The following is a 25,811-nucleotide window of genomic DNA, read 5'->3' on the forward strand; positions in this document are numbered from 1 at the left end:
TCCGGGTCTCCATTTTTCAATATACCAAACATAATGACTGATTACAACAGTTGCTTAGTCATGTGATAGGTGATCACGCAATTCAGCCAGACTATCTAATTGTTCTGAGTCCCATGGTGAACGACGAACCGATGCCTCCGTTTGATATTTTTTGGCTTGTTGAGCAACTTCTTTTTTAGATTCATTAATGTCTTTGTATAACTCCCATGCAGGAATTCTTAATGCACCTTGTGAGAAAATAGTCCACTGTTCTGCTTGATCACTCGTTGCAACAGTTACCTGTGTGAGTTTAGTCTGTAACTCACCTATCATTGCTTCAATATAACTATCAGCCGTCTGACCCTCTGCTGTCCAAATAATCTCTAATCCATATTTTGTATAACTCTTTGATAGTCCTGGAACATACATTGCATCAAAGACAACGATTAACCGAGAGTCAATCTGTTTATGATAATTTGATAATTTGTGCAGTAGCAAGTCACGTGCTTCATCAAGTCGCTCTGATTGTTTCAATCGATTTAATTCTGGCCAATTACCAATCATATTATAGGCATCTACAACCAAAATTTGCTTTTTCATTATTATTTACCCCTAGAAGTAAATCCTTGATAAATAAGTAAACTGGCTGCGACACTGGCGTTTAAACTTTGAACGTGTCCAACCATTGGAATAGTCAACATACCATCACAAGCTTTTTTCAATAACGGTGAAATACCTTTACCTTCGTTACCAATTACGAGGGCTGTGGGTCCTTTAGCATCCCATTCACGATAATCTTGTCCATCCATATCTGTTCCGAAGACCCATAATCCGGCCTTTTTCAATTCATTTACAGTATTTACCAAATTAGTTACGCGAGCAACTGGCATATATTCAATTGCACCTGTTGACGTCTTAGCAACTGTTGACGTTAAACCGACTGCGCGACGTTTTGGAATAATAATTCCATGTACACCCGCAGCATCGGCTGTTCTCATAATTGATCCTAAGTTATGTGGATCTTCAACATTATCTAAAATAAGGAAAAATGGTGGTTCATCTTTATCAGCTGCACTTTTGAAAAGATCTTCAATAGTTGCATATTCAAATGCGGCAACTGCTACAATAACGCCTTGGTGATTTTGTTGATCTGATAATAAATCTAATTTACTTTTAGGAACTAGTTGTGTGATAATACCTTTTTTCTTAGCTAACTGTTCAATACCACTTAAAACATCTGATTTTAATCCAGTTTGTAAAAATAATTTGTTAATTGATTGATTACTTTTTAACGCTGCTTCTACAGGGTGACGACCAATAATAAAATCGCCAGCCTCTTCACTACTTCTTGGTTGTCCCATTTAAGTTCTCCTTTTCAACGGTGTTAATACACCATTTTGCCAATTCGGCCAATCTATCGTTTTGATTACTCAAAAATAAGTAGCCAAACAATGCTTCAAATCCAGTTGAAATACGATACGTTATTACTGATGTATTTTTAGCTGAAGTATGACTTTTAGCATTACGTCCACGTTTAAAGTAGTCTATTTCTTCTTCAGTTAAAATATTATTTTCTGTCATTTTATCTATCAAGAAAGCTTGTGCTTTGGCTGATACATAATGTGTTGCTTGATGGTGTAATTGAGTTGGTCTTGTAAGTCCTTGTACAAGTAAGTGTTTACGAACAAATACTTCATAAATACCATCGCCCATATAAGCTAACGCAATCCCATTCATTTGTTGATAATCTGCATTATTTTCCATTAGTCTTTTCTCCATCTAGTTCCTTGTGGTGTGTCTTCCAAAATAATTCCTTCTGCTGCAAGTTGATCTCGAATTTCATCGCTTTTTTGAAAATCTTTTTGTTTCTTAGCTTCTATTCTTTGTGCAATTAATTTTTCAACTCTGATATCTAGAGCATCAGCTACTTGTCCAAAAGCTAATCCAAAAACTGATGTCATTTCTTTAAAAATTTCTAACAAGTGATTAATTGAATCTCGTTCCACTTGTTTGTTTTCAGAATAGACATTCATTTTCTTAGCTAAATCATAGATAACTGCAATACCATTTTGTGAATTAAAATCATCATCCATAGCAGTTTCAAAATTGGATAAGCTCTCATTAATTTGATTTTCTATTAATTTATTTTCTCCTGAAATAGCATCGTTCAATCGATAAGTTAAGTTATCAAATGCTGTTTTCAATTTATTTAAATTATTAGTCGCTTCATCAATATTCGCTTGGCTATACTGAATTGGACGGCGGTAATGCGTTGTTGCCATAAAGAAACGGATAACTTGTGGATTGACTTCTTTAATCATATCATGCACCGTAACAAAATTACCTAGTGATTTACTCATTTTTTCATCATTTTCACCAATTGTTACAAATCCATTATGCATCCAATAGTTAGCAAATTTTTGACCCGTTTCAGCTTCACTTTGAGCGATTTCATTTTCATGATGTGGAAACATTAAATCCTGTCCACCACCATGAATATCAATCGTTGGACCTAGGTATTTTGTTGCCATTACAGAACACTCAATGTGCCAACCCGGACGGCCCTTACCAAATGGAGAGTTCCAAGAAAGATCATCATTTTTGACTGATTTCCAAAGTGCAAAATCAATTTCATCTTCTTTTCGAGCCGTTTCTTCAGTATCAACATGCTGACTGGCACCTTGTTCTAATTCGTTGATATTTTGATCAGATAATTTACCATAATCTGGAGATTTACGCGTTCTAAAATAAACATCCCCATCAGATACATAAGCATAACCTTTATCAATTAAATTTAATATAAATTGAATGATATCATCAATATTTTCTGTCGCCTTTGGATTTTTAGTTGCTGGTTCAATCGCCAATGCCTTGGTATCTTCCATGAAAGCAGCAATAAACTTATCGGCTAATTGTTGAACTGTTATATGGTCTTCTTTAGCAGCTTTGATCATTTTATCATCAACATCTGTAAAATTAGATACATAGTTAACTTTAAAATGACGATATTCAAAATATCGACGAATTGTATCAAACGCAATAGCACTTCGCGCATTTCCAATATGAATATAGTTATAAACGGTTGGCCCGCAAACGTACATACTAACTTTCCCAGACACAAGTGGTTTAAAAACCTCTTTTTGATTCGTTAATGTATTATAAATTGAAATCATTTTATCACCCGCCATTTAATCTTTTTGTTAAAAAAAGACGTCTTTTATATACTTATAAAAGACGTCTTCAACGTTGTTCCACTCCTTAAGATGTAGTGAACCTACATCCAACAATGAGTTAACGTTCATTACACGACTATAATTACTTTGTTCATCATAGCATTTTAAAGAGGCACTTCACAACTAACGTTTGTTTTCTCACATCACCGAAAACTTTCTAAAAAACGCCAATAAGTTGTTACTCTCTCTTATCAAAAATTATTTTGTATTCATTTCTTCTAACGTTTTGTTCAAATGAGCTAATGCTTTTTCACGACCAAGCAATTCGATTGATGCTGGTAGTTCTGGTCCATGCATTTCACGCGTTGTTGCAATACGGATTGGCATATATAATTGACGACCTTTAATTTTTGTATCTTTTTGAATTGATTTAATTGTTGCTTGGATAGCAACAGCATCAAAAATATCAATCGTTTTAATGCGTTCAGCAAATTCTTTTAAAACTGTTGGTGCTGTTTCAACAGCTAACTCTGCCTTTGCTTCATCATCAAGAACAGGTGGTTCGCTTAAAAATACTTCTGCCATTTCAGTAATTTGACCTGTATATGACATTTGTTGCTTATAAAGGCTAATTAATTTACGAGCCCATTCAATTCTTTCTGCACTTGGATCAGCTTCAATTTTACCATCTTGAATTAATTGACGTAAAGCCAAATCCATTACTTTATCTTCATCAGCTGTTTTAATATATTGATTATTAATCCATTCTAATTTTTTACCATCAAATGAAGCTGGTGACTTGCTTAAACGTTTAGGATCAAACATTTTAATCAATTCTTGGCGAGAGAAAATTTCACTTTCGCCAACTGGTGACCAGCCTAATAAGGTAATGAAGTTTACCATAGCTTCTGGCAAGTAGCCTAATTCACGATATTGTTCAATGAATTGGAGAACATTTTCATCACGTTTACTTAATTTTTTTCCTGTTTCTGTATTGATAATTAATGTCATATGTCCAAAGATAGGTGCATCCCAGCCAAATGCTTCATAAATCATCAATTGCTTAGGCGTATTGGCAATATGGTCATCCCCACGAAGAACATGCGTAATTTCCATCAAGTGATCATCAACAACAACAGCAAAGTTATATGTTGGCATACCATCACGTTTTTGAATAACAAAATCGCCACCAATAGTATTGGAATCAAAGGTAATTTCACCTTTAACAATATCTTTAAATTCGTATTTTTTGTTTGCTGGAACACGGAAACGAATAACAGGTGTTAAACCGGCAGCTTTTGACTCTGCAATTTTAGCAGTAATCTCATCATCAGACATACCTGCATATTCGTATTCATAATGTGGCATTTCATTACGTGCTTTTTGAGCATCACGGTCTGCTTCGAGTTCATCTTCTGTTTTATATGACTCGTAAGCTAAATTTTTATCCACTAATTCTTGGATTAATGGTAAATAGATATCTTTACGTTCTGATTGACGATAAGGACCAAATTCTCCTGGTTTGTCAGGACCTTCATCCCAATCCATGCCTAACCATTTTAAGTTATCTAGTTGGCTGCGTTCACCATCAGCAATATTTCTCTTTGTATCAGTATCTTCAATACGGATAACAAAAGTACCCTTTTGACTTCTCGCAAATAAGTAATTAAATAGAGCGGTACGAGCATTTCCAATGTGTAAATGTCCAGTTGGACTTGGTGCATATCTGACACGAATTTTATTTTTAGCCATGATAACGCCTCTTTCTTTTTTCTGTATTTAGTTACTACGATATAAACCGTTTATTTAAGGCTTTATTCAACTAATCTAGTTTACAATGAATCGGATAAAAAATAAAGCCAATAATCTTAGTATTGACTTTATTTCTTATCGTTTATTTTTTTCATTGAATGTAATGGTTTTGCAAAAATCATTCTTCCAGCATCCGTTTGAAGTGCACTTGTAACGACAACGTCAATTGATTTGTTTAGGAAATACTTTCCTTCTTCCACGACAACCATTGTTCCATCATCCAAATAAGCAACACCTTGTTGACGCTCAGAACCATTTTTTATTACCATAACATGTAATTGTTCTCCAGGAATAACCCGAGGTTTCAATGATTTAGCTAGTGCATTTACATTCAAAATCTGGACATTTTGAAATTCGCTAACTTTGTTTAAATTAAAATCATTTGTGACAATAACCCCATCAATCGTTTTAGCTAATTTAATTAACTTACTATCTACTTCTTCAATTTCTTCAAAATCACCTTCATACATTTCAATCGGCATGATTTTTTCATCTTGAAGTTTATTTAAAATATCTAATCCTCTACGACCCCGAACACGTTTGATACTATCAGCTGAATCTGCAATATATTGGAGTTCATATAAAACAAAATTAGGAACTAATAATGTTCCTTCAATAAAGCCAGTTTTAATCAAATCATAAATCCGGCCATCAATTAAGATATTTGTATCTAATATTTTATATTCATGATAATTATCATTGACATTACGGTCTAGTAAACTACTTTCAACGACATCACTTTTCTTATTTTTTGATGCAAATAATTTACGCCAATCCTCCAAACGATTAGTTCCTATAACAAAACCCAAGTATCCAAGTAAAAATAGTAACAAAACGGGTACAATTGTGTTCAATAGCCATATTTCTGATCGATAGAATGGTGTTGAGATTAAAATTGCAATAACCATACCAACAATAGTTGAAACACTCGCTGTTAGTAGCATCATTGGGCTTTGATTAGTTAAATAATTTTCAATATTTGCCAGTAATTTTTCTAGTGGCGTTATGATAAATAAAGATAGAATAAGAGCTAAACCGACACCTATTAAAAAATTAACAACACTATTATTTAATATACCAATCTCCGCAATACTCACTAATTTCCAAAAAAGTGGTAGCAAACTAACACCAATTCCACCGCCGACTAGTGCAACAACACCTTTAATAATATTTCTACGCATTGACAACTCCTCCTTTCTAACTAAACACTACTTTTAGTGCTTCGCTTAGTGTAGCAACACCAACAACTGTAATTCCTTTAGGTGGTGTCCATCCTGATAAATTATTTTTAGGAATAAAAATTCGTTTAAATCCAAGCTTTTGTGCTTCAGCAACCCGTTGTTCAATCCGATTAACACGTCGAATTTCACCAGTCAATCCAATTTCACCTACAAAACTGTCTGCAGGGTCTGTTTCTTTATCTCGATAACTTGACGCAATACTAACAGCAATCGCTAAATCAATAGCTGGTTCATCTAATTTTACGCCACCAGCCGCCTTAAGATAAGCATCCTGGTTCTGTAATAATAAACTTGCACGTTTTTCAAGAACGGCCATTATTAATGACACACGATTGTGATCAAGCCCTGTAGTTGTACGCTTCGCCGTTCCGTAAACTGTTGGTGTGATTAATGCTTGAACTTCAACCAAAATAGGTCGTGTTCCTTCCATAGATACAACAATAGCAGAACCTGTTGCGCCAGCCAAACGTTCTTCTAAGAAAATTTCTGATGGGTTTGCAACTTCAAATAACCCACCTTCACGCATATCAAAAATTCCAATTTCATTTGTTGAACCAAATCGGTTTTTAACAGCGCGTAAAATACGGAACGTGTGATGCATATCTCCTTCAAAATAAAGGACTGTATCAACCATATGTTCCAAAATTTTGGGACCAGCAATTGCACCACCTTTTGTTACATGTCCAACAATAAAAATCGTAATACCATTCGTTTTAGCAATTTGTAATAATTCAGCAGTTACTTCTCGAATTTGAGAAACACTGCCAACTGCAGCAGACATTTCTGGTTCTTGCATTGTTTGAATTGAGTCAATGACTACGTAATCAGGATTTAATGTCTCAATATTTTGACGAATATTACCCATATCTGTTTCAGGGTAAAGATAAAATTTCTGACCTCCAACACCGAGGCGCTGTGCACGCATTTTAATCTGAACAGCACTTTCTTCACCAGAAACATATAAGACAGTTCCGCCAGTTTGGCTTAGTTGACCAGAAACTTGTAAAAGTAATGTTGATTTACCAATGCCTGGATCACCACCAATTAAAACTAATGACCCGGGTACAACACCACCACCAAGAACACGATTTAATTCACCTAACTCAGTTTCAACACGTTCTTGTTCTGCCATTGAGATATCATCTAATAGTTCTGGTTTAACAGAAGCTCCAGTAAAACTGACACGAGCTTTACGATCTGCTTTTTGTGATTGTTCACGCTCTTCTACCATCGTGTTCCATTCGTTACAGTTAGGGCAACGACCCAAATACTTTGGTGAGGTGTATCCACAGTTTTGACATACAAATTGCGTTTTTACTTTTGCCATACAAACTCCCCACCCTTTCATTATAAATTCTATTGTTAATATTTTATCACATAAACGACAACCTGTAATTTCAATTGAAATTCTTAATCATTCTATAATAACTATTTACCTGATGAACCAAATCCGCCAATACGTTTTGTAGCGGTCACCTTTTCATTATCAACAGTTAAATAGGGCATAAAAATCCCTTGGCCTATCCGATCTCCTTTTTTTACCATTTGATCTTTTAAACTAAAATTAACAATTTGTATGAAAATTTCACCTTCATTTTTTTCGTTATTATAGTAATCAGAATCAATAACACCAATTCCATTTGGTAAAATCAGTCCACGTTTTAAGGGGCTACTTGAACGATTTGCTAATAATAAAAATTCATTATCTAGCATATACGCTTTAATTCCTGTGGGAATTAAATAAGGTTTCAAAATTTTATTTGCTTGAATGAGCTCTTCTTCAGCCACCGATTCACGATGCCTAATTAGCCATAAAACCTTTAAAAATCCACTTTTCCAGATTGAAGGTAATGTAAAATCTTCAGCTGCAGCTAAGTCATATCCTGCCGAAGTTGTTGTTGATCGAACGGGTAAGTCAATTTTCCCTGCATATTTAGTAACAATTTCAAATCCTCTTGTTTTCATTTGTTTATCCCCGTAATCTGTTTACTTTTTATCTTACCTCATTTATGACATAAATGGCTAGTTTTTGGGCATTTTTTAATGGTATAATTACATTCAAAGGGAAGGTGTTCAAATGGATTTCCAACTAAATGAAACCGATTTACGCGTGTACAACGTTAATGACGAGTTAATTAGTCGAATTAGTTTTACCATGATTAATGCTAATCAGACAATGGTCATTGAACATACTTGGGTAGCTGACAATCAGCGTCATCAAGGGCTTGCAAAAAGTACAACTGATTACTTAATTAAACAAGTTATTCTAAATCAGCAAACTATTTTACCATTATGCCCTTATACAAAGTTTTATTTTAGTGAACATCCAGAACTTTTAGAATTAATTTATACACCTAAATAAAAAATAGGAGAGTGACACACATGAATCAAGACAATTTAAAAAAATTAGTTGGACAAAAAGCTGTCGAGTTTATTAAAGACGGTATGGTTGTTGGACTTGGTACAGGCTCAACCGTTAAATTTATGGTAGATGCATTAGGTCAACGTGTTAAAAATGAAAACTTATCAATTATCGGTGTTTCAACATCAATTAGAACTGAAGAACAAGCAAAATCACTTGGTATTCCAGTTAAATCAGTTGATGAAGTTGACCACATTGATTTAACAATTGATGGTGCAGATGAAATTGATGACCATTTCCAAGGTATTAAAGGTGGCGGTGCTGCTCATTTATTTGAAAAAATTGTTGCTATTAATTCAAATCAAAATATGTGGATTGTTGATGAAAGTAAAATGGTTCATACGTTGGGTAAATTCCCTCTTCCCGTTGAAGTTATCCCTTACGGTAGTCATCAATTATTCAAAAAATTAGAAGCTAAAGGATTTAATCCCAAATTTAGAACTGTTGATAATGAAAATGTTTTAACTGACTCTAAAAATTTTGTCATCGATTTATATTTAGGTGAAATAAACGATCCTGCTAGCATACAAGATTATTTAGCTAAACAAGTTGGTGTTGTAGAACAAGGTCTATTTTTAGATTGTGTAAATACGGTTATCGTTGGACGTCAAGATGGTCCTGAAGTTTTACACGCACGTTCTGACACCTTTACAATTAAATAATTCTAAAGAAGAGCTAATTTTTATTGGCTCTTTTTAAATACGCAAATTGATTTTATTTAAAAATGAGAATTTTCTTTTCTTTTTAACATTGTTTACTAATCTAACGAGATATATTATAATAGCCACAGTACTTAAATCTTATATAGGAGTGTGATTTTTTTGACACAATCAATTAGTTCAGAACAACTCGCAAAATTCCAAAAAAATTTACATGCACGTGAAAGCCATGAAGTTATTGAACGTGCCGTTACAAAAAATGGTATTTTAGCAAATAGTTACGATTTAAAAGCCCAAGCTAAAATGGAACCTGTTTTCTCAATTGATCTGGATGTTGGTAATGTTTCTAACCAAAAGCAATCAGGTCGTTGTTGGATGTTCGCCGCATTAAATACAATGCGTCATGACATGAAAACAAATTTTAAAGTTGCCAAAGATTTTGAATTGTCACAAAATTTCACTTACTTCTGGGATAAACTTGAAAAAGCAAATTACTTTTATCAAAATGTTCTTGAAACAGCTGATAAACCAACTAGTGACCGTACCGTTTCATGGTTAATGACAACTCCACAACAAGATGGCGGCCAATGGGATATGATCGTTGCAATTATTGAAAAATATGGTGTTGTTCCTCAATCTGTGATGCCTGAAACATATAATAGTTCTAAATCAAGCGAAATCAATTCAACTTTAAACTTAAAATTAAGAAAAGATGCTGTTGATTTACGTGAACTCGTTGCTGCCGGAACAAGTTCAAAAGAAATTGAAGTCGTCAAAGAAGCTAAACTTACTGAAATTTATCGTTTATTAGCATACAGTTTTGGTGAACCTCCTGCAACATTTGACTTTGAATATCGTGATTCTGATAATGAATATCATATTGATAAAAATTTAACACCAAAAACATTCTATGAAAAATTTATCGGTTGGGACTTAGATGAATACGTCTCAATCATTAATGGTCCAACAGATGATAAACCTTACAATAATATGTACACAGTTGATCGTCTTGGAAATGTTGTTGATGGGCGTCCTATTCGCCATTTAAACATTAACATGGCTGATTTTAGAGATGTTGCCATCAAACAATTACAATCTGGCGAGAGCGTCTGGTTCGGTTGTGATGTTGGTCAATCGTCTGAACGCCAAATTGGTATTATGGATACTGAACTTTATCATAAAGATGAATTGTTCAATATTGATCTAGCTTTATCAAAAGCTGAACGCCTTGATTACGGTGAGAGTCTAATGACTCATGCTATGGTTCTAACAGGTGTTGATTTGGTTAATGATCAAGCAACCAAATGGAAAGTTGAAAACTCATGGGGCGAAAAAGTTGGTAATAAAGGCTTCTTCGTTATGAGTGATGACTGGATGGAAGAATATTGTTATCAAGTTGTCGTTAACAAAAAATTCTTACCAGAAAAATTACAAGCTATTCTAAAAGAAGAACCTAAAGTCCTTGCTCCTTGGGATCCAATGGGTGCATTAGCATAATTAAAAAAGTAACAACAATATTGAATTGTTGTTACTTTTTTTGTGTTAAAATTTTTTTGCTTTTAATTGTTAAATCATCATTTAATGTATACCAAATAGGGACACCATTCGGAACCTCAACGCCATCAATATCTGCATCTGAAATATTTTCTAAATATTTTATCAATACCCTAAGTGTACTGCCATGTGCGACAATCAACTGGTTATTACCTTGTCTTAACTCTGGGGCAATGACATCTTGCCAGTAAGGTAAAATCCGTTTAAATGCCATTTCTAAGCTTTCTGATGTTGGTAAGCTACTTTTAACACGTTGCTTGTACCGTCTATCATTATCAGGTACAGATAAACTAGGTGGGATAGTCGTATAACTACGGCGCCATTGGGCTACTTGTTTAATACCGTAGATACGTTTGGTTTCATCTTTATTTAAACCGCGCAAGGCACCATAATGTCGTTCATTAAGACGCCAATTTTTCTGTATTGGAATCCAAAGTTGATTCATTTCTTCCATCATAATATTACTCGTTTTAATAGCTCGTTTTAAGACAGATGTATGAACCTGTGAAAATTGAATATTTGTATTAAGAATAACTGTTCCTGCAACTCTAGCTTCAGCGATGCCCTTAGCCGTTAATGGAACATCTGTCCAACCGGTGTATTCATTATTTTGATTTGCTAGACTCTCACCATGTCTTACCATGACTAATTCAACCATTATTAAAACCTTCTTCACTCTTCATTAATACTCATTATAACAAAAAAGACTTAAAACAACATTGTTGTCTTAAGTCTTTTAATTATTTATTTTACTCGACCAGCAAAATCTGGTTTCCAGTAAGCACTCATTGTGCTAATTTTAACATTTTGTCCTTCAGTTGGAGCTTCAGCAAATTGACTTCCACCTAAGTAGATAGCAACATGGTATGATGATCCTTTTGATCCCCAGAAAAGTAAGTCTCCAGGTTGTGCTTGAGAAACTGATTCATAGCTAACTTGTCCTTCTTGAGCAACAGTGTAGCCACCAATAGATTTTCCAGCAGCATGAGCATAAACATAACTAGTAAATCCTGAACAATCAAAACCGCTCAATGATTTTCCGCCCCATACATATGGGATGCTCTTTGTTGTTAATGATCTTGCTAGAGCAGTAATACTACTTGTATCAAGACTTGAAGCACTCACAGCACTTGTTGCTGCTTTTTTACTTGAACTATTTGTAGTTGAAGTTGTGACAGCTTTTTCACTTGAAGCTGAAGTATTTGAGCTTTTTACTGCTTTATTACTTGAAGTATCTGTACTTGCAGCTTCAGTTGCTTTTGATGCAGCTGCATCTGCTGCTGCTGCATCGTTCTTTTCATTTGCTGCTTTAGTTTCTGCTGCTGCTTTTTCAGCAGCTTTTTCTGCTGCTTTTGCTTTATCGATAGATGATTGTGTATCTGATTTTTTTGTATCAATTTGTGCTTTTAATGTATTTGCGTTTGCTTGTTTAACCGCTAGTTCAGCTTGTTTGTTTGTATATTCTTTAACTGTTTTTTGTTGATCTGCAGCCTTTTCATCTAATTCAACTTTAGAAGATTTAACTTCTGCTTTATCAGCTTTTTGTTGTTTAGCAGCTTTTTGACCAGCACCAACTAATGTTGTAACTGTTCCCACACGTTTGAAGGCATCAACAACACTTTTTGAATCTGAAACAAATTCAACCATGCTTGCTGTACTTCCATCAACTTGTAAAGCACGTGTTTGATCAGCTAATTGTGAATCTCTTTGTGAAATTTCAACATTTAATCTGCTGATCTTCTTACCTAATTTGTATTGATCTGATTCAAGTTTTGCAGCTGTATCTTTAGCATCCTTAACTTCAGCTTGAGTTGAAGTAATTTCACTATTAATTGTTGCTAATTTTGCAGCAACTTTAGTGCTCTTGCTATTTAATTTAGCAATCGTGCTTGTTAGTTCAGTTACACTATCTGAAGCGTTAGCTTGTTCTGCAACTGCGCTCATTCCAATAAGTGTAGCTGTCATCATCATTACTTTAGCAATTTTACTATTAATTTTCAAAAGGCACTCTCCTAGTTGATTTCATAATTATTATTTAATTTTAGCGTATTCGTTTTTCTCGACTAGAATAGAATAGCACGGTTCTTAGGTACATACCATTACGGTTAGTTTACATTCGAATTTAATTTACATCTTTTAATTTCAGTATGATTACACAAATGTTACAAAAGGCCATTTCCATTGTTTTTATCCCTCTTATTTGTTGTTAAATAGGCATTTACGAGTTCTATATTAAAATGACAAAAGCGTAATACAATTAGTCGTTTTTCACTGATTTAACATTACTTAATTAATCAAAGTTGTCCTTTTCATTCTTTTACATTTTTTCAATTATTTAATAATACCGTAAGAAAAAATTTTTTTTGCTTTTTATCCCTTTTTTTATCGTATAATCAGCTTAATTAATGTAATGAAAGGTATGAATAAATATGGCTAAAAATAATAACTTGGGAATGCCATCTCCAATAAAAGGCAGTTCTCAAAGCAATAAAAATAAGCATCCAATACTGTGGACACTATTGATAATTATGATTTTAGGTATTGCTTCTGGAGGTGTATATGCCTATTCAGTATTCACACATACTGAAGATACCGTCGCAAAAACTTACAAGAAAACCAAAGCAAAAAAATTAAGAAATGTTTCCAGTATTTTGAGTGAGAAAAAACCTTTTTCAATTCTATTAATGGGGACTGATACTGGCGCACTTGGTCGAAGTGATACAGGACGCACGGATACAATGATCGTTGCAACAGTTAATCCAACAACAAATAAAACTACCTTAACAAGTATTCCTCGTGATACTCAAGTTAAAATTGACGGAAGTGATGAAAGCTCTTCAAAAATAAACAGTGCCTATACCTATGGTGGCAAAGATGGTTCAACATCTGCTGTTAATACTGTTCAAAATTTATTAGATATCCCAATTGATTATTATATGTTAATTAACATGAATGGATTAAAGAAAATTGTTGATACCGTTGGTGGTGTTGATGTCAAACCATTACTTTCATTTAAACTTGAAGGAACTCATTATAAAAAAGGTAAGACAATCCATTTAAACGGCAAACAAGCCTTAGCTTATACGCGAATGCGTCATTCAGATCCACTAGGTGATTATGGCCGTCAAAAACGTCAAAAACAGATTATTACAGCAATTACCGGAAAAGCTAAATCTGTAAATTCACTCGCAAACTACAAAAAATTATTAAAAACAATTGACGGAAACATGGTAACTGATCTTAGTTTTAATGATATGCTCACAGTAGAAACAAACTACAGCGCCGCTACAGAATCAATTCACTCTGATTTCTTGCAAGGAGTAAGTACAGATGTTGATGGTCTTTCATATGAAGTTCCAACATCGACTGAAAAGAAACGCGTCTCAAATGCTATTCGTTCTCAATTAGGTTTAAACAAATCAACACAAGCCTTTACTAGTTTAGAACAGCAACTCTCTAAATAAATAGATATAAAAAAGAAACGGACCTCAATTAAAATTTGAGGTCCGTTTCTTTTTTACCAATTTTCTAAAAACTTTTGGTATTTCATTTCTCTTTGTTCAATAAGTTCATTAGATGATTTAGTCGCTAGGTTCTTCAGCAATTCATTTAGACTACTGTCCATTAGACTTATTGTTGCTGCCTGATTAGTTTCTGGCAATACCACATCAATCAATCCAATATTAAATAACTCAGTAGCCGTCATTGGCAAACTTGTTTCAATCTCATTTGGATTAGTTTTCTTCAAAATAGCACTAACGGCTTCTGGAGATGCTACTGAAAATAAGCTATTTTCAACCATCATAATAGCATTTGCATTTGCTAAAGCCAGTGCACCACCGCTTTGACCTTCACCTAAAAAAATGGCAATATTCGGCACTTGTAATGCACCCATTTTTAAAATCATTTCAGAAATAATATAGCTCTGTCCTGTTTGTTCTGATTTAACGCTGGCATCTGCGCCGGGCATATTAATTAGCGTTACAACAGGTCGCTTAAATTTTTCAGCTTCATTTAGTAATCGCATTGCTTTTCGATACCCACTTGGCTTCACGGCACCAAAATTATAGGCTAAACGTTCTTCTAAATTTACGCCCCGATTAATGCCAATAACTGTCACTGGGCACTTATGAAAAAGTCCAATCCCACCAATAATGGAAGCATCCTCTTCGCCAACTCGATCACCATGATTTTCGAAAAACACATCAAATAGACTAGAAATAATAAATTTAGCACTTAATCTATCATTCGATCGAACTTTTTTTAAAAAATCTGAGTCCATTTTTAATATCCCCTCACACGTGTAATAGTAGTAGCTGACTAAGAATCTGTTTTATGTTTTTCCGATCAATAACCTGATCAACAAATCCATTTTCATATAAACCTTCTGCTGTTTGAAAATTAGCAGGTAGCTTTTCATTTGTCGTCTGTTTAATCACTCTTTCACCAGCAAAGCCAATTTTAGCTTGTTTTTCAGCTAATACAATATCGTTATTTAGTGCAAAGCTAGCACTGACACCACCCATTGTTGGATCCGTCAATAGGGACATGACTAATAACCCTGCATTATCTAGTTTTTGTTTCATGTAAAGAATCGAATTCATTTGTAATAACGAATAAATTCCCTCTTGCATTCTTGCACCACCAGAAGCAGTAACGATTACAAATGGCAGTCGTTTATCTAATGCGACTTGCATCCCTAACTTAATTCTAGTCCCTGCCGTCGTATTCAATGATCCCATCATAAAAAAACTATCCATTACTGCTAAAATCAATGGTTGTTGATCAATGCTACCTTCACCGACAATAACGGCTTCATCAGATGTCGTTGAACGCTTAGCACGTTCCAGTTTTTCTGAGTAACCTGGAAATTGTGCTTTATTTTCTGTTTTATTTGCTACATTTATTACCTCAAAACCGTTTTCATCTGTTAAAATAGCAATTCTCTCCATAGCAGTCAAGCGTTTATAAGTTTGGCATTTAGGACAAATAAAATAAGGTGCCCATTCACTTTCATGTAAATGCGTCCCACAATTTCGGCACTTTTGCCATTGATTTGTCTTTGGATAATGACTCATTACCGCCACCGCCTTTAAATTTTGCTATCAATTGAAATGGTATTTTCAATAAATTCTTGTGATTTTATAATTATTTTTAATTGCGTTAAATTAGTTTCAATTCCTGAAATATAAATTGATTCAAGTGATTTTTGCATTTTTAAAATAGCTAATTCTCTCGTTTCAGCATGACAAATAATTTTTGCTAATAGTCCGTCATAGAAAGCAGAGATGGTGTCACCGACACCATAACCCGTTTCAATTCGAATATCTTTAGGAAAATCAAAACATGTAATTTTAGTTTTCACACTTGGAATTAAGGATAATCGACATTCGATTGCATGTCCATTCATTTCTACATCATTATTCAATACTTCTTTACCTTCAGCAACTAACAACTGTTGTTGAACAACATCCATTTTAACAGTTTCTTCAGTAACACCATGTTCGACTTGCAATCGTGTATTCATTTCTAAAAAATAAAATTGATTATTCGCAAATAAAAATTCTACAGTTCCTAATCCAACGTAATGTAAATTTTTGATTAACTGACGCGTAAAATAGTAGAGTTGGCTTTGTTGCTCACTAGTTAAGACAACTGATGGGCTTTCTTCAATCACTTTTTGTCGGTGATTTTGCAAGCTACAATCCCGATTTCCTAACACTTGAACATGGTGCCCATCACCGATAATTTGCACTTCTATATGCCGCGCGTTTATCAATTTTTTTTCAAGATAAAAACTTCCCTCAGCAAAAGAAGCCTTTGCTTCTTGCTGAACAATCTCAGCGCCAGATAACAAATCAGATTTCCTTTCAACTGCTCTGATACCCTTGCCGCCTCCGCCATGTGAAGCTTTAATTAATAGTGGGAATCCAATTTTATTTGCTTGCTCAATCAATTCTTCGTTAGAAGTAATTAAATCAGATCCAGGAATAACGGGTACCCCTTTCTCAATTGCTAACAAACGAGATTTATCTTTATCTGCTAGTTGCTGGATTAATTCCGCTTCCGGACCAATAAAAGTAATACCACATTCCATACACATTTGTGCAAAATGCGCATCTTCTGATAGAAACCCGTATCCTGGATGAATTGCATCAACATTTAAACTTAATGCTGCCATCAATATACTCTCTCGATTTAAATAAGAATCTTTTGCTAAGGCTGGCCCAATGCAAATTTTTTCATCAGCAAGTTCAACAAATCGACTTTGTGCATCCACTGTTGAATAAATAGCGACCGTTTGTATATTTAATTTTTGGCAAGCGCGAATAATTCGTTCAGCCACTTCTCCACGATTCGCTATTAAAATTTTTCGAAACAAATGACTCACCTATCCATCTATTCTAATTTTAAGTAACTCTTGATCAAATTCGACTAATTCACCATCATCTACTAGTTGTTCAAGTACGATACCTGTCACTGGCGATTGGATATCATTGTATAATTTCATACTTTCAATTTGAGCAATAACCTGCTTTTTAATAATTTTAGTCCCAATTGTTCCCATTTTATCAAAATGAACTAACCCAACAAGTGGGCTTTTAACGATAAAAATGGTGTCACTATCATCTTCTTGTATATTTGTTGCTACTTTTATTTTTTCGGCTGTTTTTTCTTGATCTACAACTACTTTAAAGTCACCATCTTCAATTTCAACATGAGAAAATGGCATTGTCGCAATTTTATCTAATAATTGATTAATTTCATTAAATTTCATTAATTTGCACACACCTTAAATTTTTATTAGTAAACTTCCATATGCTAAGCCAGCTCCAAATCCAGTTAATAAAACTGTACCACCCGTAAACCCTTGTTGAATTGCTTCATTTAGGGCCATTGGAATCCCGGCTGAAGATGTATTTCCGTGATGAATAACACTTGTTGCAAATTTTTCAATTGGCATCCCTAACTCATCAGCAATTGTTTCAATAATTCTTAAATTTGCTTGATGGCAAACAACCAAATCAATATCACTTGTTTTTAACTTATTATCTTTAAGTAATTGTTTCATCTGATTAGGCACAACTGTTGTAGCAAATTCAAACACATCTCGTCCCTCTTGGAAAAATGCATCTATTGTTGGATAATTATCTTCATTAACATCACTTAATGGTTCAATACGTCCACTATGAATAACATCCTTTTTTTGCCCATTTGTTTCTATTTTTTCAGCAATAAAGCTTTCATCCGCTGAATTATTTGAGGCTTCAAGAAGAGCACCACCTGCACCGTCTCCAAAAAATACAGCGCTTGTTCGATCCTTAAAATCCATCATTTTTGAGTTAACTTCTGCACTAATCACAATTGCCCGTTTGTATTGCCCTGTACGTAAAAACTTTTCTGCGGTACTCATAGCAAATATAAATCCCGCACAAGCAGCGCTAATATCGAAAGCAAAGGCGTTCATTGCGCCAATATTTCCTTGAACAATCGCAGCTGTCGATGGTGTTAAGGCGTCTGGCGAAATTGTGGAAATAATAATTAAATCAATATCTGTGGCTTCATACCCAGATTTAAGTAAAAGTTCATTTGCTACTTTTGTACTCAAATCTGATGTATTTTCATCAATTGCATAGTGTCGTGTTTTAATCCCAGTATGCGCCACTATCCATTCATCCGAGGTTGGCATAAATTTAGCTAATTCATTATTTGTCACAATTCGTTCCGGCACAAAATGTGCCATATTTTTTATTTTGACATAATTATTCAATTTACCCATTCTCCCAGTCGTTAAGTTTAATTCATTCTATTTTATCAATAATCGCAAAATTAAGACACCAAAATAATTAACGCTTAATAATTCTTTAATTTCATAATACGCCAGTATGGCAATCTTTCATTAAAAAAAGCACTAAACCCCATAGTAACAAGGTCGAGTGCTTTTAAGTAAAACTATTATGCGAGTAAATGGATTCGAACCATCACGGGATATTATCCCACCAGATCCTTAGTCTGACGCGTCTGCCAATTCCGCCATACTCGCAAGAACAATCATAATTGTAGCAAAAATTGTTCCTTGTTACAAGTCCCATTTAAAATAAATTAGTATTCCATTAAAATTAACTTACTTCGACACTTCGAGCAAACGTAGCGTGACAGGTTAATTTTTCTTTGTCGTTGATACTGTTGTCCACAATTAGAGCATTGATAGTGAATAACTCTTTTCTTTTTAGCCTGTTTTGGACCAAGAGGGGCAAACCGGCTACCACCTACAATTGTCAGTAGCTGTTTGAAATCATGATCACGATGTTGATAACCCTTTTTAGCAATATGCAGATGATAATGACATAATTCATGCTTGATAACACCTATTAAAATATCCTCACCATGTTCCGTCAGCATTTTAGGATTAATTTCAATATTATGGTCATTTAATCGATACCGTCCACCCGTCGTTCGTAGTCTTTTATTAAATGTTGCTTTGTGGATAAATGGCTGCTTAAAAAAAGTTGTGGATAAGTTTTGAACTAAAGCTGTTAATTCAAAATCAGTCATCTTATTTATCCGTTGGTCGTTTCATTGTTAACTGAACGCGATTACGTTTCAAATCAACTTCCATTACCCACACTGTAACTATGTCCCCAACCGCAACCACTTCACTTGGTTTCTTAACGAACTTATCTGTTAATTGTGAAATGTGGACAAGTCCATCTTGTTTAACACCAATATCTACAAACGCACCAAAATCAATTACGTTCCGAACGGTTCCTTGTAATGACATGCCGGGTTCTAAGTCCTCAATTGTTAACACATCGTGTCGTAGTAACGGTGCCGGCATATCGTCACGTAAATCACGGCCTGGTTTTTGTAAACTAGCTAGAATATCTGCTACTGTTTCCACACCACTACCCACAACTTGTGCCAAATTTTCAGCATTTGTCTGTGCTAATTGGTCATTTGTCTCAGTTTTACCCAAATTAGTTATTTTTATCCCCAATTCTTTCAACAAAATCTTTGTTAGTGGATAACTTTCAGGATGAATATCAGTATTATCTAAAATGTTATCCCCAGAAACAATACGTAAAAATCCAATTGCTTGTTCATAAGCTTTTGGTCCTAAGCGTGGTACTTTCTTAAGTTGTTGACGCTTCGTAAATTTACCATTTTCGTCACGATAAGTAACAACATTTTTAGCAATTGTTAAATTTAATCCAGAAATTTTTGTTAATAGCTCTGAACTAGCTGTATTTAAATTAACCCCAACTTTATTCACAGCATCTTCAATCACGACATCTAACTGTGCATCCAATTTTTTTTCAGCAACATCATGTTGATACTGACCGACTCCAACAGATTTAGGATCAATCTTAATTAATTCAGCCAAAGGATCTTGCAATCTACGGCCGATACTAATAGCAGAGCGTTCTTCAACGTGAAGTTCTGGGAATTCATCACGAGCTGCTTGACTAGCTGAATAAACCGATGCCCCAGCCTCATTTACAATGACATAAAAAATTGGCCGTTCGATTTCTTTTAAAATATCTGAAACAAATTGTTCAGATTCTCGACTTGCTGTTCCATTTCCAATTGCAATCATTTCAACTTGGTATTTTTCAAGGAACTGTTTAAATTGTCCAGCAGCTGCGGCACGTTTTTCACCATTTGCAGGTTTATGTGGATAAATTACCAATTTGTCTAAGAATTTACCTGTACCATCCACGATGGCTAACTTACAGCCTGTTCGATAGGCTGGATCAAAACCTAAAACAACTTTCCCTTTTAATGGTGCTTGCATAAGTAAATGGTATAAGTTATCCCCAAACACATTAATAGCTTGTTCTTCAGCAACCTCTGTCATACCTTTACGAATTTCACGCTCAATTGATGGTTTAATAAAGCGTTTATAACTATCTTGATACGCATTTTCAATGATTGGTACAGCGTCACCACTATTTTTCCCAATAATTCTAAAATGCATAAATGTCATAATTGCTTGTTCTGGTACAACAACGGAAGCTTTTAAGATTCCCTCTTTTTCACCACGATTAATTGCCAGTACACGATGCGGAACGACTGATTTTAAAGATTCACTAAACTCATAGTAATCACGATAAATACCTTTTTCGTCTTTTTCTTCAGCTTTAACTTTTGCTTCAAACAAACTATCTTTTTGAGTTACTTTACGAATCCACTCACGATATTCGGCACTTTCACCAAATGCTTCAGCTAAAATTTCATGTACCCCAGCAAAAACGTCTTCTTCAGTTAAAATTTCAGCATCAACATTAATAAATGTGCTTGCTTTCTGATTAATTTCAGCTGCTGTTTGGGGGAATGTCAACAACCATTTGGCAAATGGTTCTAATCCAGCCTCTTTGGCAATAGTGGCCTTAGTACGACGTTTTTGTTTAAAAGGTAAATAATAATCTTCAATCTGTTGCAATTTTTTTGCTAAACTAATTTTATTTTTTAAAGCTTCTGTTAAATTACCTTGTTCTTCAATTATGTGGATAACTTCTGCTTTACGTTTTTCTAAACTCTCAACATGTTTATAAGTTGTCTCAATTTCACGAATTTGAACTTCGTCTAAACTATCTGTTCTTTCTTTTCGATATCGTGCAATAAATGGAACAGTATTTCCTTCATCAAGCATCCCTAAAACTGCGTTAATTTGTTTTTCTCGATACTGATTTAGCTCTTTTAATACTAACGGCATAATGTTTTTTTCCATGATAACGACCTCAATTCGAATATTTTTTGTTCATAAAAAAGAGACTAATAATAGGCGTCAGTACAACCATTCCTAATATCAATCTCTTTAATTAAATTTAACCTAAAATTTGTTGCATGATACGTTGCATCATATCAGTTGTTTGCGTCATTCCTTTATCTTGTTTTTCTTCTGAAGCTTTAAATGCATCAACCTCGACAAGATGTTTCTCAACATTAATACTACTTGTCATCTCATCGCAACCTTCAACAAAAGTACGATAACCACTAATTAATTTTTTATGTTTTCCCAAAACAGGAATGGGTACTTGTAAATCATCTAATTTGCTTAAATTTTCTTGGTAACTTGCTGTACCTTCAACAAATTTTTCTTTAGTAGTTGTGAATTCATCATCTGAAACAATAGAAAAGTCACCTGCAGTAATGGCTTTTTCCATTACTTCGTAATGATCATTTAAAGAATTACCCATTTCTTCAGTTGCTTGCGCAACATCATTTAACGCATTGATATAATAATTTACATTAACTCTTTTTTTCAAGATATAAACTTCCTTTTATTTATTTTTTCTGAATAATCGTTGGCCAAGCTTCACAATTTCAACAATCACAATAATTGAGAATGATCCCGCTAAAACAATACCCCATTGATACATATCTAAATGGCTAACATGGAACATTTTATTTAATCCGGGGATTAAAATAGTTGCTGCGAGCAACGCAAATGATGCCAAAATTGACCAATTAAACGTCACATTTTTAAAGATATTACGGTTGAAGATTGACCCATGGATTGATTTAACATTGAATGCATGGAATAACTGAATTAATCCTAATGTTGCAAAAGCCATTGTTAAAGCATCTGCATGAATTAATTTATCACCCATATGAACAGGATACGTTAAAGCCAACCAATAAACAAATAATGTTATAGCCCCTTCTAAGATACCTTGATAAATAATACTTGGCATCACACCACCAGAGAAGAAGTTTGATTTACGTCCACGTGGTTTTTGATCCATCAATCCTTTTTCAGCAGGTTCTACACCAAGTGCAATTGCGGGAAATGTATCTGTTACCAAGTTAATCCACAAAATATGGACTGGTGCCAAAATACTCCAACCCATCATTGTCATAACAAACAAGGTTAATACTTCACCTAAGTTTGCAGAAAGTAAATATTGAATTGATTTTTGAATATTAGAAAAGACTTTTCGTCCTTCCTTAACAGCAAAAACAATTGTCGCAAAATTATCATCAGCGAGAACCATATCTGAAGCACCTTTAGATACTTCAGTTCCTGTAATACCCATCCCAATTCCAATATCAGCCGATTTCAAAGCTGGCGCATCGTTCACACCATCACCAGTCATAGCAACCACTTGATTCTTTTTCTGCCATGCTTTAACAATTCGCACTTTATGTTCAGGCGATACCCTTGCATATACAGAATATTGTTCAACCTTATTTTCAAATTCTGAGTCTGATAAATCATCTAATTCAGAACCAGAAATAATTGCTTCATGTTGTCCAGCTTCAACAATTCCTAATCGAACTGCAATAGCTTCGGCAGTATCGCGATGATCGCCTGTAATCATCAAAGGACGGATCCCGGCTTTCTTAGCTTCGCTAACTGCAGCAGCAGCTTCTGGTCGCTCTGGATCAATCATTCCAACTAATCCAGCAAAAATCAAATCATTTTCCACAGTTTCTGAATCTAATACCGCTGGAATTGCAGGCATTTCACGATACGCGAATGCTAACACGCGTAATGCTTGCGTTGCCATATCATGATTATTAGTCATAATATAATCTAGCTGTGCATCAGTTATCGGTTTAATTTCGCCATTTTCAATATAACGTGTTACCCGTTTTAATAGTTGATCGGGAGCACCCTTAACAGCAACAAAAAAAGATTTATCCTCATTTTTTTGAATTGTTGACATCAATTTACGTTCTGAATCAAATGGAACTTCAGCAACTCGAGGTTCACTGCTTAATAATGCATCCACATCTAATCCATGATCTAAATGATATTGAATTAGAGCCGTCTCTGTTGGGTCACCAATTAAATTGCCCTCAGATGTTTGTTTTGTGTCATTACTGAAAGACATCACCTGGTATAGTGGACTTTCTAAATTTGTTTCCACCTTATCGGCATCTAATAACTCATTATTTATAAATATTTTTTCAACAGTCATTTGATTTAACGTTAATGTACCCGTCTTATCTGATGCAATAATGTCAGTACTACCAAGTGTTTCAACTGCTGGTAATTTTCTAACAATCGCATTTCTTTTTGCCATCTTTTGTGTTCCAAGTGCTAAAATAATTGTAACAATAGCTGGTAATCCTTCTGGAATTGCAGCTACAGCTAATGAAATCGCAATTAACAACATATCAATGACACTATTATCTCCATTTTGTAGACCAACGAAGAAAACAATAACAGCAATAATTAATATTAAAATAGTTAATGTTTTACCTAATTGGTTAAGATTATCTTGTAGTGGTGTTTTCATTTCATCGGCAGAATTGAGCATTCCTGCAATACGTCCAACTTCAGTGTTCATCCCTGTTCCAACAACGATTCCTTCACCACGCCCATAAGTTACATTACTATTCATAAACGCCATATTATGGCGATCGCCAATACCAGCATCTTCATCATTTAATAAATTTAAACTTTTATCAACAGGTACTGATTCACCAGTTAAAGCAGATTCTTCAATTTTAAGAGAAGCAATCTGTGTTAAACGTAAATCTGCTGGAATAACATCCCCTGCTTCAAGTAAAACAATATCTCCAGGTACTAAATTTTCACTTTTTACAGTTTCAATTTGCCCATTTCGTTTTACATTTGCGTTAGGTGTCGACATTTCTTTTAACGCATTAATTGCCTCTTCAGCCTTAGATTCTTGAAAAACACCGAATACAGCGTTTAAAACAACAACTAACATGATGATAATTGCGTCCACAACTTCACCTGATGATGCCGCAATTAACGCAGCCACAATTAAAACGATTATCATGAAATCTTTAAACTGATCAAAGAATTTTTGTAATATTGTTTTACGTTTACCTTCTGACAACTGATTCAATCCATACTTGTCTGTTCTTTCTTTAACCTCTTGGGTTGTTAACCCTGCCAAATCTGTCTTTTGGCCTGCTAAAACTTCGTCAACTGATTGTGCGTAAATCCTTTTTGTCATAGTAATCCTCCTTATAATAGTTTCACAAAATACAAAAAAAGACCTATGTATGTTGCAGAACTTTAAACATACATAAGTCTCACTATTTAAGGCAATACCAGAAAAAGAACTTTCTTGTTGGTGACATTGCCGCGGATAACCGCCAGTTACTCCCCTATGATTTCTTTAATTATAACTGAAATGAAACAGCTTACGCAACTATTTACTTCCAAAAAGAATCATAAACAGTAATTGGCAGATGTCGTTTGTGTTCTGTCTTTAAATACCAATTTTCAATTTTATCACTAATTTCTTTTGAAACTACCTTTCCTTCAAGATAATCATCAATATTATCGTAAGTAACTCCTAAGGCAACTTCATCAGGTAGCGCTGGACGGTCTTCTTCCAAATCGGCTGTTGGTACTTTTAAATACAGATGTTCCGGCGCATTTAACGAAGCTAACATCTCTCTACCTTGGCGCTTATTCAAACGCCAAAGTGGTGTAATATCAGCACCTCCGTCACCATATTTAGTATAAAATCCAGTAATTGCTTCTGCAGCATGGTCAGTTCCCACAACCGCACCTGACTTTGCCCCGGCAATCCCATATTGAGCAATCATGCGCTGACGAGCTTTGATATTACCTTTATTAAAATCAGAAATTTCAAGATTGTTTGCCATTAAGCTTATTACCATTTCATCGGTAGCACCTTTAATGTCTACACGAACCACTTGATCTGCCTGCATAAATTTTATAGCATCTAATGCATCAGATTCATCGGATTGATTGCCGTATGGTAGTCGAACTGCAATAAATTGATAATTGCTATCACCGGTTTCTTCACGTAACTCACGAATAGCCTGTTGTGCTAAATACCCAGCAAGTGTTGAATCTTGTCCACCAGAAATTCCTAAAACTAAAGATTTTAAAAATGGATGTTTCAATAAATAAGCTTTCATAAAATCAATACTCATACGAATTTCTTCTGCAATATTTACACTTGATTTCACTTTCAAAGTTTCAATAATTTTCTTTTGTAAGTCAGTCAAG

General features: G+C 34.4%; 24 protein-coding genes and 1 tRNA gene. 4 read left to right on the forward strand and 21 right to left on the reverse strand.

The features are described from left to right. Positions 1-54: 54 nt before the first annotated feature. The 8 genes from AC1RP1_RS06885 to AC1RP1_RS06920 form a co-directional block, all read right to left on the reverse strand. On the reverse strand, positions 55-579 hold the full coding sequence (locus tag AC1RP1_RS06885; protein WP_481761892.1) for an NYN domain-containing protein: 525 nt from the start codon (positions 577-579) through the stop codon (positions 55-57). Positions 580-581: 2 nt separating this feature from the next. Beyond that, on the reverse strand, positions 582-1,340 hold the full coding sequence (rlmB, locus tag AC1RP1_RS06890; RefSeq protein ID WP_481761891.1) for a 23S rRNA (guanosine(2251)-2'-O)-methyltransferase RlmB: 759 nt from the start codon (positions 1,338-1,340) through the stop codon (positions 582-584). After that, positions 1,321-1,743: a Mini-ribonuclease 3 gene (locus AC1RP1_RS06895; protein WP_409021543.1), complete on the reverse strand. Its 423-nt coding sequence runs from the start codon at positions 1,741-1,743 to the stop codon at positions 1,321-1,323. Before AC1RP1_RS06895 ends, rlmB begins: the two co-directional genes overlap by 20 nt. Then, complete coding sequence (gene cysS, locus AC1RP1_RS06900) at positions 1,743-3,152, reverse strand: cysteine--tRNA ligase (protein WP_481761915.1); 1,410 nt, start codon at positions 3,150-3,152, stop codon at positions 1,743-1,745. The genes AC1RP1_RS06895 and cysS overlap by 1 nt, the downstream gene beginning before the upstream one ends. 258 nt (positions 3,153-3,410) lie before the next feature. After that, positions 3,411-4,904, reverse strand: a complete 1,494-nt coding sequence (gltX, locus tag AC1RP1_RS06905; protein ID WP_481761890.1) for a glutamate--tRNA ligase — start codon at positions 4,902-4,904, stop codon at positions 3,411-3,413. 128 nt (positions 4,905-5,032) lie between these two features. Further along, positions 5,033-6,145 (reverse strand): PIN/TRAM domain-containing protein, encoded by a 1,113-nt coding sequence (locus tag AC1RP1_RS06910; protein WP_481761889.1) that lies wholly within the window; start codon positions 6,143-6,145, stop codon positions 5,033-5,035. 16 nt (positions 6,146-6,161) lie between these two features. Next, positions 6,162-7,532, reverse strand: coding sequence for a DNA repair protein RadA (gene radA, locus AC1RP1_RS06915; protein WP_409021546.1), 1,371 nt, complete (start codon positions 7,530-7,532; stop codon positions 6,162-6,164). A gap of 101 nt (positions 7,533-7,633) precedes the next feature. Beyond that, positions 7,634-8,170: a dCTP deaminase/dUTPase family protein gene (locus tag AC1RP1_RS06920; RefSeq protein ID WP_481761888.1), complete on the reverse strand. Its 537-nt coding sequence runs from the start codon at positions 8,168-8,170 to the stop codon at positions 7,634-7,636. Between the two features lie 112 nt (positions 8,171-8,282). Here AC1RP1_RS06920 and AC1RP1_RS06925 point away from each other — a divergent pair, with 112 nt between their 5' ends. From AC1RP1_RS06925 to AC1RP1_RS06935, 3 genes are all read left to right on the forward strand, one after another. Then, positions 8,283-8,567, forward strand: coding sequence for a GNAT family N-acetyltransferase (locus AC1RP1_RS06925; protein ID WP_481761887.1), 285 nt, complete (start codon positions 8,283-8,285; stop codon positions 8,565-8,567). 20 nt (positions 8,568-8,587) lie between these two features. Beyond that, complete coding sequence (gene rpiA, locus AC1RP1_RS06930) at positions 8,588-9,289, forward strand: ribose-5-phosphate isomerase RpiA (protein ID WP_481761886.1); 702 nt, start codon at positions 8,588-8,590, stop codon at positions 9,287-9,289. A 159-nt stretch (positions 9,290-9,448) separates the two neighbouring features. Next, a complete protein-coding gene (locus tag AC1RP1_RS06935; RefSeq protein WP_481761885.1) occupies positions 9,449-10,783 on the forward strand; it encodes a C1 family peptidase in 1,335 nt (444 codons plus the stop codon). Between the two features lie 31 nt (positions 10,784-10,814). Here AC1RP1_RS06935 and AC1RP1_RS06940 read toward each other — a convergent pair whose 3' ends face one another. After that, the gene (locus AC1RP1_RS06940; protein WP_481761884.1) at positions 10,815-11,498 is read right to left on the reverse strand and encodes a 2,3-bisphosphoglycerate-dependent phosphoglycerate mutase; all 684 of its coding nucleotides are present in this window, start codon (positions 11,496-11,498) and stop codon (positions 10,815-10,817) included. An 86-nt stretch (positions 11,499-11,584) separates the two neighbouring features. After that, on the reverse strand, positions 11,585-12,841 hold the full coding sequence (locus AC1RP1_RS06945; protein WP_481761883.1) for a C40 family peptidase: 1,257 nt from the start codon (positions 12,839-12,841) through the stop codon (positions 11,585-11,587). A gap of 428 nt (positions 12,842-13,269) precedes the next feature. Here AC1RP1_RS06945 and AC1RP1_RS06950 point away from each other — a divergent pair, with 428 nt between their 5' ends. Beyond that, positions 13,270-14,304, forward strand: coding sequence for an LCP family glycopolymer transferase (locus tag AC1RP1_RS06950; RefSeq protein ID WP_481761882.1), 1,035 nt, complete (start codon positions 13,270-13,272; stop codon positions 14,302-14,304). A 53-nt stretch (positions 14,305-14,357) separates the two neighbouring features. On the opposite strand, the gene accA is transcribed toward AC1RP1_RS06950, so the two are convergent. The 11 genes from accA to nadE all read right to left on the reverse strand — a co-directional run bounded on the left by accA (position 14,358) and on the right by nadE (position 25,810). Beyond that, positions 14,358-15,122 (reverse strand): carboxyltransferase subunit alpha, encoded by a 765-nt coding sequence (gene accA, locus AC1RP1_RS06955; protein WP_481761881.1) that lies wholly within the window; start codon positions 15,120-15,122, stop codon positions 14,358-14,360. A gap of 13 nt (positions 15,123-15,135) precedes the next feature. Further along, positions 15,136-15,918, reverse strand: coding sequence for an acetyl-CoA carboxylase carboxyltransferase subunit beta (locus AC1RP1_RS06960; RefSeq protein ID WP_481761880.1), 783 nt, complete (start codon positions 15,916-15,918; stop codon positions 15,136-15,138). Positions 15,919-15,932: 14 nt separating this feature from the next. After that, positions 15,933-17,222 carry an acetyl-CoA carboxylase biotin carboxylase subunit gene (locus tag AC1RP1_RS06965; protein ID WP_481761879.1) on the reverse strand — a complete coding sequence of 430 codons (1,290 nt, stop codon included), beginning with the start codon at positions 17,220-17,222 and terminating at the stop codon, positions 15,933-15,935. A gap of 9 nt (positions 17,223-17,231) precedes the next feature. Next, positions 17,232-17,618, reverse strand: coding sequence for an acetyl-CoA carboxylase biotin carboxyl carrier protein (locus AC1RP1_RS06970; protein WP_481761878.1), 387 nt, complete (start codon positions 17,616-17,618; stop codon positions 17,232-17,234). A 15-nt stretch (positions 17,619-17,633) separates the two neighbouring features. Next, positions 17,634-18,620, reverse strand: coding sequence for a beta-ketoacyl-ACP synthase III (locus tag AC1RP1_RS06975; protein WP_481761877.1), 987 nt, complete (start codon positions 18,618-18,620; stop codon positions 17,634-17,636). Between the two features lie 179 nt (positions 18,621-18,799). Next, positions 18,800-18,884: transfer RNA gene (locus tag AC1RP1_RS06980), tRNA-Leu, on the reverse strand. A 59-nt stretch (positions 18,885-18,943) separates the two neighbouring features. After that, positions 18,944-19,396 carry a SprT family protein gene (locus tag AC1RP1_RS06985; RefSeq protein ID WP_481761876.1) on the reverse strand — a complete coding sequence of 151 codons (453 nt, stop codon included), beginning with the start codon at positions 19,394-19,396 and terminating at the stop codon, positions 18,944-18,946. A 1-nt stretch (position 19,397) separates the two neighbouring features. Further along, complete coding sequence (locus AC1RP1_RS06990; protein ID WP_481761875.1) at positions 19,398-21,572, reverse strand: Tex family protein; 2,175 nt, start codon at positions 21,570-21,572, stop codon at positions 19,398-19,400. Positions 21,573-21,669: 97 nt separating this feature from the next. Further along, a complete protein-coding gene (locus AC1RP1_RS06995; protein WP_481761874.1) occupies positions 21,670-22,110 on the reverse strand; it encodes a hypothetical protein in 441 nt (146 codons plus the stop codon). A 15-nt stretch (positions 22,111-22,125) separates the two neighbouring features. Continuing rightward, the gene (locus AC1RP1_RS07000) at positions 22,126-24,780 is read right to left on the reverse strand and encodes a cation-translocating P-type ATPase (RefSeq protein WP_481761873.1); all 2,655 of its coding nucleotides are present in this window, start codon (positions 24,778-24,780) and stop codon (positions 22,126-22,128) included. A gap of 202 nt (positions 24,781-24,982) precedes the next feature. Further along, a complete protein-coding gene (nadE, locus tag AC1RP1_RS07005) occupies positions 24,983-25,810 on the reverse strand; it encodes an ammonia-dependent NAD(+) synthetase (protein ID WP_481761872.1) in 828 nt (275 codons plus the stop codon). Between the last annotated feature and the right edge of the window lies 1 nt (position 25,811).

Source organism: Dellaglioa sp. CoH-56-MRSF-13 (assembly GCF_056782095.1).

What these genes read in the sequence shown, in the direction of transcription:
- AC1RP1_RS06885 (WP_481761892.1), bottom strand. Translation starts at nt 579, where the DNA reads ATGAAAAAGCAAATTTTGGTTGTAGATGCCTATAATATGATTGGTAAT.
- rlmB (WP_481761891.1), bottom strand. Translation starts at nt 1,340, where the DNA reads ATGGGACAACCAAGAAGTAGTGAAGAGGCTGGCGATTTTATTATTGGT.
- AC1RP1_RS06895 (WP_409021543.1), bottom strand. Translation starts at nt 1,743, where the DNA reads ATGGAAAATAATGCAGATTATCAACAAATGAATGGGATTGCGTTAGCT.
- cysS (WP_481761915.1), bottom strand. Translation starts at nt 3,152, where the DNA reads ATGATTTCAATTTATAATACATTAACGAATCAAAAAGAGGTTTTTAAA.
- gltX (WP_481761890.1), bottom strand. Translation starts at nt 4,904, where the DNA reads ATGGCTAAAAATAAAATTCGTGTCAGATATGCACCAAGTCCAACTGGA.
- AC1RP1_RS06910 (WP_481761889.1), bottom strand. Translation starts at nt 6,145, where the DNA reads ATGCGTAGAAATATTATTAAAGGTGTTGTTGCACTAGTCGGCGGTGGA.
- radA (WP_409021546.1), bottom strand. Translation starts at nt 7,532, where the DNA reads ATGGCAAAAGTAAAAACGCAATTTGTATGTCAAAACTGTGGATACACC.
- AC1RP1_RS06920 (WP_481761888.1), bottom strand. Translation starts at nt 8,170, where the DNA reads ATGAAAACAAGAGGATTTGAAATTGTTACTAAATATGCAGGGAAAATT.
- AC1RP1_RS06925 (WP_481761887.1), top strand. Translation starts at nt 8,283, where the DNA reads ATGGATTTCCAACTAAATGAAACCGATTTACGCGTGTACAACGTTAAT.
- rpiA (WP_481761886.1), top strand. Translation starts at nt 8,588, where the DNA reads ATGAATCAAGACAATTTAAAAAAATTAGTTGGACAAAAAGCTGTCGAG.
- AC1RP1_RS06940 (WP_481761884.1), bottom strand. Translation starts at nt 11,498, where the DNA reads ATGGTTGAATTAGTCATGGTAAGACATGGTGAGAGTCTAGCAAATCAA.
- AC1RP1_RS06950 (WP_481761882.1), top strand. Translation starts at nt 13,270, where the DNA reads ATGGCTAAAAATAATAACTTGGGAATGCCATCTCCAATAAAAGGCAGT.
- accA (WP_481761881.1), bottom strand. Translation starts at nt 15,122, where the DNA reads ATGGACTCAGATTTTTTAAAAAAAGTTCGATCGAATGATAGATTAAGT.
- AC1RP1_RS06960 (WP_481761880.1), bottom strand. Translation starts at nt 15,918, where the DNA reads ATGAGTCATTATCCAAAGACAAATCAATGGCAAAAGTGCCGAAATTGT.
- AC1RP1_RS06970 (WP_481761878.1), bottom strand. Translation starts at nt 17,618, where the DNA reads ATGAAATTTAATGAAATTAATCAATTATTAGATAAAATTGCGACAATG.
- AC1RP1_RS06975 (WP_481761877.1), bottom strand. Translation starts at nt 18,620, where the DNA reads ATGGGTAAATTGAATAATTATGTCAAAATAAAAAATATGGCACATTTT.
- AC1RP1_RS06985 (WP_481761876.1), bottom strand. Translation starts at nt 19,396, where the DNA reads ATGACTGATTTTGAATTAACAGCTTTAGTTCAAAACTTATCCACAACT.
- AC1RP1_RS06990 (WP_481761875.1), bottom strand. Translation starts at nt 21,572, where the DNA reads ATGGAAAAAAACATTATGCCGTTAGTATTAAAAGAGCTAAATCAGTAT.
- AC1RP1_RS07000 (WP_481761873.1), bottom strand. Translation starts at nt 24,780, where the DNA reads ATGACAAAAAGGATTTACGCACAATCAGTTGACGAAGTTTTAGCAGGC.